14 protein-coding genes are annotated in these 11,186 nt (G+C 70.1%); all 14 read left to right on the forward strand.

What is annotated here, in order from left to right; all coding sequences use genetic code 11:
• Positions 1-400, forward strand: a 400-nt coding sequence (locus J7E68_RS00925) for a methionine adenosyltransferase domain-containing protein (RefSeq protein ID WP_215169013.1), incomplete at its 5' end; no start/stop codon positions are given.
• Positions 401-430: 30 nt separating this feature from the next.
• Positions 431-2,359, forward strand: coding sequence for a primosomal protein N' (locus J7E68_RS00930; RefSeq protein WP_311415921.1), 1,929 nt, complete (start codon positions 431-433; stop codon positions 2,357-2,359).
• A 59-nt stretch (positions 2,360-2,418) separates the two neighbouring features.
• Positions 2,419-3,339: a methionyl-tRNA formyltransferase gene (fmt, locus tag J7E68_RS00935; RefSeq protein WP_215169015.1), complete on the forward strand. Its 921-nt coding sequence runs from the start codon at positions 2,419-2,421 to the stop codon at positions 3,337-3,339.
• Complete coding sequence (locus J7E68_RS00940) at positions 3,336-4,868, forward strand: transcription antitermination factor NusB (protein ID WP_215169017.1); 1,533 nt, start codon at positions 3,336-3,338, stop codon at positions 4,866-4,868. Before fmt ends, J7E68_RS00940 begins: the two co-directional genes overlap by 4 nt.
• 4 nt (positions 4,869-4,872) lie before the next feature.
• On the forward strand, positions 4,873-5,553 hold the full coding sequence (gene rpe / locus J7E68_RS00945) for a ribulose-phosphate 3-epimerase (RefSeq protein WP_215169018.1): 681 nt from the start codon (positions 4,873-4,875) through the stop codon (positions 5,551-5,553).
• The gene (locus J7E68_RS00950) at positions 5,550-5,813 is read left to right on the forward strand and encodes a phosphoribosyl-ATP diphosphatase (RefSeq protein WP_215169019.1); all 264 of its coding nucleotides are present in this window, start codon (positions 5,550-5,552) and stop codon (positions 5,811-5,813) included. The genes rpe and J7E68_RS00950 overlap by 4 nt, the downstream gene beginning before the upstream one ends.
• 38 nt (positions 5,814-5,851) lie before the next feature.
• Positions 5,852-6,694: an ATP phosphoribosyltransferase gene (gene hisG, locus J7E68_RS00955; protein ID WP_215169020.1), complete on the forward strand. Its 843-nt coding sequence runs from the start codon at positions 5,852-5,854 to the stop codon at positions 6,692-6,694.
• Positions 6,694-7,455, forward strand: coding sequence for an imidazole glycerol phosphate synthase subunit HisF (gene hisF, locus J7E68_RS00960; protein WP_215169021.1), 762 nt, complete (start codon positions 6,694-6,696; stop codon positions 7,453-7,455). The genes hisG and hisF overlap by 1 nt, the downstream gene beginning before the upstream one ends.
• The gene (gene hisI, locus J7E68_RS00965) at positions 7,452-7,811 is read left to right on the forward strand and encodes a phosphoribosyl-AMP cyclohydrolase (RefSeq protein ID WP_215169022.1); all 360 of its coding nucleotides are present in this window, start codon (positions 7,452-7,454) and stop codon (positions 7,809-7,811) included. The genes hisF and hisI overlap by 4 nt, the downstream gene beginning before the upstream one ends.
• Positions 7,808-8,398, forward strand: a complete 591-nt coding sequence (locus tag J7E68_RS00970) for a Trp biosynthesis-associated membrane protein (protein WP_215169023.1) — start codon at positions 7,808-7,810, stop codon at positions 8,396-8,398. Before hisI ends, J7E68_RS00970 begins: the two co-directional genes overlap by 4 nt.
• A 47-nt stretch (positions 8,399-8,445) precedes the next feature.
• On the forward strand, positions 8,446-8,691 hold the full coding sequence (locus J7E68_RS00975) for an HGxxPAAW family protein (protein WP_215169025.1): 246 nt from the start codon (positions 8,446-8,448) through the stop codon (positions 8,689-8,691).
• Between the two features lie 2 nt (positions 8,692-8,693).
• A complete protein-coding gene (gene trpC, locus J7E68_RS00980) occupies positions 8,694-9,464 on the forward strand; it encodes an indole-3-glycerol phosphate synthase TrpC (RefSeq protein ID WP_215169033.1) in 771 nt (256 codons plus the stop codon).
• Complete coding sequence (gene trpB / locus J7E68_RS00985; RefSeq protein ID WP_215169027.1) at positions 9,464-10,732, forward strand: tryptophan synthase subunit beta; 1,269 nt, start codon at positions 9,464-9,466, stop codon at positions 10,730-10,732. Before trpC ends, trpB begins: the two co-directional genes overlap by 1 nt.
• Positions 10,729-11,186, forward strand: a 458-nt coding sequence (trpA, locus tag J7E68_RS19465; RefSeq protein ID WP_251048491.1) for a tryptophan synthase subunit alpha, incomplete at its 3' end; no start/stop codon positions are given. The genes trpB and trpA, both read left to right, overlap by 4 nt.

Below are 11,186 nucleotides of genomic sequence, written 5' to 3' on the forward strand. Positions count from 1 at the left end.
CGGAGCGGCACGGCACGGTGGTGGCGCGTTCAGCGGCAAGGACCCGTCGAAGGTCGACCGCTCGGGCGCCTACGCCACGCGCTGGGTTGCGAAGAACGCCGTCGCCGCAGGGCTCGCCGATCGGCTCGAGGTGCAGGTCGCCTACGCGATCGGCGTGGCGCGTCCGGTGGGTCTGTACGTCGAGACCTTCGGCACCGGCAAGGTGTCCGACGAGGCGATCACGCGCGCGATCGACGAGGTCTTCGATCTCCGCCCGCAGGCGATCATCGACCAGCTCGATCTTCTCCGCCCGATCTACGCCCAGACGGCCGCGTACGGGCACTTCGGACGTGAGCTCCCGGAGTTCACGTGGGAGCGCACCGACCGCGCAGAAGAGCTGCGGCGCGCTGCCGGCCTCTGAGGGGCGGCCTGATGGCNNCGCATCGCTCGCGTGCTCCTGGACTCACCGCTTCCGCAGCTCGACCGACTCTTCGACTACGCCCTGCCGACGGAACTCGGCGACGTGTCGACGGGCGTCCGAGTGCGCGTGCCGCTGCGCACCGCAGGACGCGTGATCGACGGTTACGTCATCGAACTCGACACCGAAGACGATGCCGACCGACCGCTCTCCGAGGTCGACAGCGTCGTCTCGCCGGTGTCCGTGCTTCCCGAGCGGCTCTATCGTCTCGCTCGGCGAGCAGCCGATCGCGCGGCAGGGTCAGCCTCCGACGTGCTCCGCCTGGTGATTCCGAAACGGCAGGTGCGGGTCGAGAAGGCATGGACCGCCGACTCGCCCGCTGCGATGCCGACCGACGAGGCGCGTGCATCGGCCGCCGGACTGATCGCGACCTACGAGGGTCTCGACGCAGTGCTCGAGACGGGCGGACGGGCGGCGGTCGAAGCCATTCCGGTGGCGCACGACGGCGAGCCGGGATGGGCAGCGCTGCTCGCTGCAGCCGCGGTGCGCACCTTGGCATCCGGCCGTTCGAGCATCGTCGTCGTGCCCGACCACCGGGATCTGGATCGCCTGCTCGCCGCGCTCGAGGCCGTGGCGCCGCCGGAAGCGGTGGTGCGGTACGACTCCCGCCAGACGAATCCCGATCGTTACCGGTCGTTCCTGCGGTCCCTCGAGGATGCGCCGTGCATCGTCGTCGGCAATCGGTCCGCGGTGTATGCGCCCGTGCGCGCCGGGCTCGTGGCGCTGTGGGACGACGGTGATCCGCTGCTGGGAGAGCCGCTCTCCCCGTACATCAATGCGCGGGACGCCGCTCTGCTCCGCCAGGAACAGGAGGAATCCGCGCTCCTGTTCGTCGGACACACGCGGACGACCGACGTCGAACGGCTCGTCGCGCACGGCTGGTTGCAGGACATCCGAGCGACGCGCCGAGTGCTGCCGCGCGTGATCCTCAGCACGCCGCACGAGATGGACGCGCCCACCGCACAGCGCATGCCGTCATCCGCTTTCCTGTCGGCGCGCAACGCCGCGGCCGAAGGCCCTGTGCTGGTGCAGGTGTCCCGCCCCGGGTTCGCGCCCTCTCTCGTGTGCGCCGAGTGCCGCGCGCCTGCCCGGTGCGCCCACTGCGGGGGACCGCTGGGGGCGAAGCACCGCGGCGCGGTGCCCGTGTGCGCGTGGTGCGGACGCGGGGCCAGAGCCTGGGCCTGCCCGACCTGCTCGTCGACGAAGCTGCGTCTGGCGTCGTCGGGCAGCGAGCGCACCGCCGACGAATTGGGCAAGGCGTTCCCCGGAACCCGCGTGGTCGTGGCCGACAGCGCACATCCCGTCGATCGCGTCACCGACAAGCCGGCGCTCGTGGTCGCCACACGAGGAGCAGAGCCACTCGCCGAGGGCGGATACCGCGCCGTGGTGCTGCTCGACGGTCCGCGGATGCTCCAGGCACCCGACCTTCGCATCGGCGAGGCGTGTCTGCGCTGGTGGTCGAACGCTGCGGCCCTCGCCGCTCCCGGCGCGCCCATCCATCTCGTCGGCGTCGACGGCGCCATCGCACGTGCACTCGCCACCTGGAGTCAGGCGGGTTACGCCAGGGCCGAGCTCGCCGAACGTGCGCCGCTGCACATGCCTCCGGCCGCACGGGTCGCACTGGTCGAGGGATCCGCTGCCGCGGTCGGTCGGGCGCTCGCCTCACTGCAGGAACTCGCCCTTCCGTCGGATGCGGTACTGGGGCCGGTGCCGATCGAGTCCGACGACTATCCGCCCCGCGTCCGTGCTCTTGTGCGGTTCGAGTACGGTGCAGGCGCGAGGGTGGCAGCCACGCTGCGAGCGGCGGTGGTCGCCGAGGCGGTCAGCGCCCGTCGCGGCCGAGGGAAGTCGACTCGGAGCGCGCTCACGGTTCGCCTCGATATCCTCGACCCAGAGCTCTGAGCGCCGACGGCGCAGCAGAGCCCCCCGATCCATACCCCGCATCCCTCCGGAGCACCTTCATGCGTCTCGTCTTCGCCGGCACACCGTCGGCAGCCGTTCCCACTCTCCGCCGCCTTGCGGCGGAGCACGACATCGCCGCGGTCGTGACCCGGCCGGACGCGCCGCTCGGTCGCAAGAGGGTGCTCACCCCGTCGCCCGTCGCACAGGCCGCCACCGATCTCGGTCTGCCGGTGATCAAGGCTGCGCGCCTCGACGCGGAGGCGACCGCCACGATCTCCGACCTTCAGGTCGAGCTCGGCGTGATCGTCGCCTACGGCGGTCTCGTGCGCGAACCGCTTCTGTCGGCTCCTGCCCAAGGCTGGATCAACCTCCATTTCTCGCTGCTGCCCCAGTGGCGCGGCGCGGCGCCCGTGCAGCGGGCGCTGATCAACGGTGATGCTCAGCTCGGCGCCAGCGTCTTCCAGCTCGTACCGGCGCTCGACGCGGGCGACGTGTTCGCATCTCGCGTGGTCGAGATCGCCGCGGATGCGACCGCTGACGTGGCGCTCAAGGTGCTCTCGATCGACGGAGCGGAGCTCACCGCAGAGGTCGTGGCGGCGATCGCCGACGGCACCGCGAGGGCGGAGCCCCAGGAGGGCGAGCCCACGCTCGCCCCGAAGCTCACGCTCGACGACGGGCTGCTCGACTGGACGCGACCATGCTCCGAGGTCTTCTCGCGGTTCCGCGGCGTCACGCCCGAGCCCGGCGCCCACACGACGGTCGACGGGCTCCGTCTGAAGGTGCTCGAGGCCGCGCCGTCGTCCGACGGTGTCGCACTGCAGCCGGGCGAGCTCGCGGCCACGAAGACGGCACTGCTGATCGGGACCGCGTCTACGCCGCTGGCGGTCACGCGCGTGCAGCCGGCCGGAAAGGGCGCGATGAGCGCCGTCGACTGGTGGCGCGGACAGCGCGGCACCGAGGGTCTGCGAGCAGGCGCATGACCGGGCAGCAGGCAGACGGCCAGCGCCGTGACGCACGTTCCGGGGGATCGCGCGGACCCCGTGCTCCGCGCGACCAGCGTCCTCGCGACGGTCAGTCCCGCGGCGCTCAGCGCTCCGGGCAGCCGCGCGGCCCACAGCGCACCGTGCAGCCCGCGCGGCGAGTGGCCTACGACGTTCTGCGCGCGGTCTCGGAATCCGATGCCTACGCCAACCTCGTGCTGCCGACCGCGATCGCCGAGGCAGGACTGAACCCGCAGGATGCGGCACTGGCGACCGAGCTCGCGTACGGGACGCTCCGACGGCGGGGCACCTATGACGCGATCATCGCCATGGCGTCCGATCGCTCTGCCGACGAGATCGATCCCGGAGTGCTCGACGCGCTCAGACTCGCGACCCATCAGCTGCTCGCGACCCGGGTCGCCTCGCACGCAGCCGTGAACGAATCGGTCAACATCGTGGCCGCGACCCAGGGTCGCGGCGCATCGAGCTTCGCGAACGCCGTGCTGCGTCGTATCTCCCGCGAGACGCCGGGGGAGTGGGAGGCGCGCATCGAGGCATCTGCGCGATCCGACGACGAGAGGCTCGCGCTGCGCTCTGCACACCCGGTCTGGATCATCCGCGCACTCCGGCGCGCTCTCGCCGCCGAGGGGCGCGTCGACGAGCTCGACGACCTCCTCGAGGCGGACAACGCCTCTCCTGAGGTCACGCTCGTCGCCCTTCCGGGTCTTGCCGAGCCCGGTGACCCCCGCCGGCCGTACGCGCCGACGGCCTACGGCTCGCCCGGCGGCGACCCCCACCGCGTGATCGCCTCGTCCGGCGGCACCGTGCGTGTGCAGGACGAGGGGTCGCAGCTCGTCGCCCTCGCCCTGGCACAGGCGACGCCCATCCGTGCCGGCGAGCGCTGGCTCGATCTCTGCGCGGGCCCAGGTGGCAAGACAGCGCTGCTCGCCGCCATCGCGCAGGAGCACGACGTGACCCTCGAGGCGAACGAGATCGTCCCGACCAGGGCCCGACTCGTGCGCAACGCCCTGCGAGCGGTGCCGACGGAGGTCGTCGTGCACGAAGAGGACGGCCGTTCGTTCGGCGCCTCGCATGCGGGCACGTTCGACCGCATCCTCGTGGATGCGCCCTGCACCGGACTCGGCGCCCTGCGCAGACGGCCGGAGGCCCGCTGGCGCAAGACGCCCGCCGACGTCGCCGAGCTCGTGCCGCTGCAGGTCGAACTGCTGAGCTCGGCCCTCGATGCCCTCGCCCCCGGCGGAATCGTCGCTTACGCGACGTGCTCCCCGCACCTGGCAGAGACGACAGGGGTGGTGCAGGAGGTGCTCAGAGGCCGCGATGACATCGCCGAGCTCGACGCGCGCGCCGTGCTCTCGACGGTGTCGGACTCGCCGATCGATCTGGGCGACGACGGATCCGGCCGAGTGCAGCTGTGGCCCCATCGCCACGGCACCGACGCCATGTTCCTCGTGCTTCTGCAGCGAGAGACGGCCGAGGGCCCCGATCAGAGCGTCGAAGAGAGAGACTAGAGCCGTGGAACTGCCCCGCGCACCGCGCATCAACCCCAGCATCCTCGCCGCCGACTTCGTCAACATGCAGCGGGATCTCGCGAAGATCGCGACAGCCGATTTCGCGCACGTCGACGTCATGGACAACCATTTCGTTCCGAATCTCACGTTCGGTCCTCAGATGGTCGAGCGGATCCAGGCGACCAGTCCGATCCCGCTCGACGTGCACCTGATGATCACCGACCCCGAGCGCTGGGCGCCTGCGTACGCGGAACTCGGGGCGGCGAGCGTCACCTTCCATCTCGAGGCGGCGGCCGATCCGATCTCGCTGGCACGGAAGCTGCGCAGCATCGGCGCACGGGCCGGGGTCGCCATCAAGCCCGACACCCCGGCAGAGGGTCTCTACAGCGTGCTCGAGGAGTTCGATCAGATCCTCGTGATGACGGTCGAACCCGGCTTCGGCGGGCAGGGTTTCATGCCCGAGACGATGCCGAAGCTGCGGGCCCTCGCCGATGAGGCCCAGCGCCGCGGCTCCACCGTCTGGCTCCAGGTCGACGGCGGGATCTCCGACGCCACCATCGAGCAGGCGGCCGCAGCGGGTGCCGACACTTTCGTCGCAGGCTCCGCCGTCTACGGCGCCGACGACGTCGAGGGCGCCGTCACCCGGCTCAGAGACCGCGCCAGAGCCGCTAGCCTGGAATCGTGAAGACTTTCGACGAGCTGTTCGCCGAGCTCAGCGTCAAGGCCGAGACCCGACCCGAGGGTTCGGGCACTGTCGCGGAGCTCGACGGCGGCGTGCACACGATCGGCAAGAAGATCGTCGAGGAGGCCGCCGAGGTCTGGATGGCGTCCGAGTACGAATCCGACGCGGCCGCGGCCGAGGAGATCTCGCAGCTGCTCTACCACGTGCAGGTGATGATGATCGCGAAGGGCCTGAGCCTGCAGGACGTCTACCGACATCTGTGAAGCGCTCCGCCCCACTCGCTTCGATCTGAAGGCTTTCCATGCTGCGCATTGCTGTTCCCAACAAGGGCTCTCTCTCCGAGACGGCCGCCGACATGCTCGCGGAGGCCGGGTACGCCGGCCGTCGTGATCCCAAGACCCTCCACGTCGTCGACACGGACAACGACGTCGAGTTCTTCTACCTTCGCCCGAAGGACATCGCCACCTACGTCGGCTCCGGCGCCATCGACGTCGGCATCACCGGACGCGATCTGCTCCTCGATGCACGCATGCCGGGTGCACGCGAGATCGAGGCGCTCGGATTCGCCGGGTCGACGTTCCGTTTCGCGGCGCCCTCCGGTCGGTACACCGACGTCTCCGAGCTCGACGGCCTGCGAATCGCCACGTCCTACCCGGGACTCGTCGACGCCTTCCTCGATGAGCGGGGCATCGCGGTCGATCTCGTGCCGCTCGACGGGGCGGTCGAGTCCGCCGTGCGCCTCGGCGTCGCAGACGCCGTCGCCGATGTCGTCGAGACCGGCACGACTCTCCGCCAGGCCGGGCTCGACGTCTTCGGACCGGTGATCCTGCAGTCCGAGGCGGTGCTGATCGCCGGCCCTCAGGATGCCGAGGGATCCGAGACCCTGCTCCGGCGCCTCCGCGGCGTCATGGTCGCCCGACGCTTCGTGATGATCGACTACGACCTGCCCCTCGCGCTTCTCGACGATGCGGTGAAGATCGCCGGCGGCATCGAGTCGCCCACGGTCTCGCCGCTCCGCGACCCCGAGTGGGTCGCGGTGCGGGTCATGGTCGCCCGCTCGAGGGTCAACCCGGTGATGGATGCGCGCTACGCCCTCGGCGCTCGCGCCATCCTCGTCACGGCGATCCACAACGCGAGGCTCTGATGGCGCTCGCCAGTCGCGTCATCCCGTGTCTCGACGTCGCGGAGGGCCGCGTGGTCAAGGGCGTCAACTTCGAGAATCTCCGCGACATGGGAGACCCCGTCGAACTCGCACGCCACTATGCGGCGCAGGGTGCAGACGAGATCACGTTCCTCGACGTCACCGCCACGGTCGACGCGCGGGCCACGACGTACGACGTCGTGCAGCGCACAGCCGAGCAGGTGTTCGTGCCGCTGACGGTGGGCGGGGGAGTGCGCAGCGTCGATGATGTCTCGCAGCTTCTCGCCGTGGGTGCCGACAAGGTCGGAGTGAACTCGGCCGCGATCGCCCGCCCCGAGCTCATCGGCGAGATCGCCGACCGCTTCGGCGCGCAGGTGCTGGTGCTGTCGCTCGACGTCAAGCGCGCCGATACCACGGCGTCAGGTTTCGTGGTCACGACGCACGGCGGACGCACCCGGACCACGCTCGATGCGCTCGAGTGGGCGCGAGAGGCCGTCGAGCGCGGCGCCGGGGAGCTGCTGGTCAACTCGATCGATGCCGACGGCACGCGCGACGGATTCGATCTCGAACTGGTGAAGCTGATGCGCGAGGCGGCGTCCGTGCCCGTCATCGCGTCGGGCGGCGCGGGCAAGGCGGCCGATTTCGCCCCTGCGATCAGAGCAGGCGCCGATGCCGTGCTCGCGGCGAGCGTGTTCCACACGGGCGCACTCACCGTCGGCGACGTGAAGGACGCCCTGCGCGCGGAAGGGGTGCTCGTCCGATGAGTGGCATCGAGGAGCGCATCGCCGCCGTCGCCTTCAACGACGACGGGCTCGCGCCCGTGATCGTGCAGCAGTGGGACACGGCCGAGGTGCTCATGCTCGCGTGGGTTGATGCCGAGGCGCTGCGCCGCACGCTCACCACGGGGCGCGCGGTGTACTGGTCGCGGTCCCGCCGGGAGTACTGGCGCAAGGGAGACACCTCGGGCAACATCCAGGTCGTCCGCGAGGCGCGTCTCGACTGCGACGGCGACGCGATCCTGCTCCGAGTCGACCAGACCGGGCCCGCCTGCCACACCGGCACGCGCACCTGCTTCGACACCACCGACCTGGACGCGGTCGACGGGGGAGCATCCGCATGACGTTCGCACGTCGCGGCCGCTCCATCGCCGTCTCCGGCTTCCTGCTGTCCGGAGCGATCGGGATCATCTCGTCCACCCAGACCTGGTTGACGGTCGAACGGGCGGATGCCGGCGAGGCGATCCTCGTTCCGGGGGCCTCGGCGCTCCCGCTCCTGGCCCCGCTGAGCCTCGCCGTGCTCGCGCTGGGCATCGCCCTGTCGATCGTCGGACCGATCCTGCGGCTGATCTTCGGGGTGCTCGCGACGGCTGCTGCGCTGTTCCTCGGGTGGACCACTCTCCAACTGCTTGTGAACGAGCCGCTCAGCGCCGTCGGTCCGACCGTGACCGAGACGACCGGCCTCGCCGGCAGCACGGCGATCGCCGACGTGGTCGCCGGCATCGAGCTCTCTGCCTGGCCCGTGATGACGCTCATCGCCTGGGTGCTGCTGCTCGCGGCATCCCTGGTCGTCCTCCTGACCTGGCGGCGCTGGAAGACCGGCGGGCGACGCTATCGCACCGATGCCTCGCATGTCGAAGCCGGCGACGGCCCCGTCGATGCGATCGATTCGTGGGACGACCTGTCGCGCGGAACCGACCCGACACGATGACCCCGATAGACTTGACCCGATCCCGCACGTCGTCCCCGGAGGAGACCATGACCAACCCGATCGCCGACCCCGGCCACGGACACTCGCCTGCGGCATGGACGGGCGTCATCATCATGCTCGCCGGCTTCACGATCGGCACGGTGGCTTTCTGCCTCGCCGAGTTCAGCCCCGTGTGGGTCGCTCTGATCTGGGTCGGTGCCGCGATCGTCCCGATCGGTGCACTCGTCGGCTGGCTGCTCGCCAGGGCCGGTTATGGCGTGAAGGGCCCCAAGTACTCGCCGAAGGCGCACTAATGGTGCTCGCCGACCTCACGGCCGGCGCAGTCGCAGACGCAGAGCGTCGTGCTCTCACCCGGCCTCTGGCCGAGGTGGAACGGGATGCTCTTGCTCGCCCCGCCGCCAAGGACGCACTCTCGTTCCTCGCCCCGACCGAGCGCGTGAAGATCATCGCAGAGGTGAAGCGCGCGAGCCCCTCGCGCGGCGCCCTCGCCGAGATCCCCGACCCGGCCCTGCAGGCTTCGCTCTATGAGACCGGCGGCGCCTCGGCGATCAGCGTCCTCACGGAAGAGCGTCGCTTCGGCGGCAGCCTCGCCGATCTCGAAGCCGTCACCGCTCGCGTGTCGCTGCCCGTGCTCCGCAAGGACTTCATCGCGAATCGCTACCAGGTGCTCGAGGCGCGGGCCGCCGGTGCCGACCTCGTGCTGCTGATCGTCGCCGGTCTCGAGTCGGCAGTGCTTCACGATCTCTTCGGTTTCATCACCGAGCTCGGCATGACTCCGCTCGTCGAGACCCACTCGGCCGACGAACTGGAAGCCGCGATCGATCTCGGCGCTCCGCTGATCGGCGTCAACGCGCGCGACCTGAAGACCCTTCAGCTCGACCGCGACCTGTTCGGCCGGCTCGTCGAGCGGATCCCGGATTCGGCGATCAAGATCGCTGAATCCGCAGTCCTCACATCGGCAGACGTCACGCACTACCGCTCAGCGGGTGCAGACGTCGTCCTGATCGGGGAGGCGCTCGTCACGGGCGACCCGGTCGCCACACTCAAGAGCTTCCTGGAGGCGTGATGAGCCTGCGAGACCAGCATGGTCCACTTTTCGGCGAGTACGGCGGGCGGTACATGCCCGAGTCGCTGATCGCCGCGATCGACGAACTGTCCGCGGCATACGCCGAAGCGATCGTCGATTCCGAGTTCCGCGCAGAGCTGGCGTCGCTGCTCAGCTCGTATGCTGGGCGCCCGTCGCCGCTCACCGAGGTCGCTCGGTTCGCCGAGCATGCCGGCGGCGCACGCGTCTTCCTCAAGCGGGAAGACCTCAATCACACGGGCTCCCACAAGATCAACAACGTGCTCGGGCAGGCTCTGCTCACCAAGCGCCTCGGCAAGACCCGGGTGATCGCCGAGACCGGTGCCGGTCAGCACGGTGTCGCCACGGCGACCGCGGCCGCCCTGTTCGGCCTCGACTGCACGATCTACATGGGCGAGGTCGACACCGAGCGCCAGGCGCTGAACGTGGCGCGGATGCGCCTTCTCGGCGCCGAGGTCGTGGCCGTCACGTCGGGGTCCCGCACGCTGAAGGATGCGATCAACGACGCGTACCGCGACTGGGTCGCATCCGTCGAGACGACCAACTACATCTTCGGCACTGCCGCAGGTCCGCACCCGTTCCCGGCGATGGTGCGCGACTTCCAGAAGATCATCGGCGAAGAGGCCCGCGAGCAGCTCCTCGCCGAGGTCGGCCGACTGCCTGATGCCGTCATCGCGTGCGTCGGCGGGGGATCGAACGCCATCGGCATGTTCGATGCCTTCCTCGATGACGAGGGAGTGAAGCTGTACGGAGTCGAAGCGGCCGGCGACGGCGTCGACACCCCCAGGCATGCGGCATCCATCGAACGCGGACGTCCCGGCATCCTGCACGGCGCGAAGACCTATGTCCTGCAGGACGAAGACGGCCAGACGGTGGAGTCCCACTCGATCTCCGCCGGCCTCGATTACCCGGGCGTGGGCCCCGAGCACTCGTGGCTCGCCGACATCGGGCGCGCCGAGTACATCCCGGCGACCGACGACGAGGCCATGCAGGCGCTGCGTCTGCTCAGCCGCACCGAGGGCATCATCCCGGCGATCGAGACGGCGCACGCGCTGGCCGGCGCGATGCGTATCGGCCGCCAGATGGGTCCGGATGCCGTGCTCGCGATCTGCCTGTCAGGCCGCGGGGACAAGGACATGGACACCGCCGCCCGCTACTTCGACCTCTACGACGCCGCAGCTCTCGAGCACGACGTCGCTGACGAGAGCGCCGCGGAGGCTGCCGCATCGAAGGGGGAGCCGGAGCTATGAGCCGCGTCGAACAGGCGATCGCCGCAGCCCACGAGGCGGGTCGCAGCGCCTTCGTCGGCTACCTGCCCGTCGGGTTCCCCGATCTCGAGACCAGCATCCAGGCCGCCATCGCCCTCGCTGAGAACGGCGTGGACATCATCGAGCTCGGCCCGCCCTACAGCGATCCGGTGATGGACGGTGCGGTGATCCAAGAGGCCACCACAGCGGCGCTGGCTCGTGGGTTCAAGATGAAGGACCTCTTCACCGCGGTGCGCGCGATCACCGAGGCGACCGATGTGCCGGTGCTGGTCATGACCTATTGGAACCCGGTCTTCCAGTACGGCGTCGACCGCTACGCCGACGACCTGCCCGCCGCGGGCGGCGCGGGGCTCATCACCCCGGACATCACGCCAGACGTGGCAGGGGAGTGGATCGCCGCAAGCGAGCGCACCGGTCTCGACCGCGTCTTCCTCGC

Origin of the sequence: Microbacterium sp. ISL-103 (assembly GCF_018613995.1) — a bacterium.
Classification (GTDB): domain Bacteria; phylum Actinomycetota; class Actinomycetes; order Actinomycetales; family Microbacteriaceae; genus Microbacterium.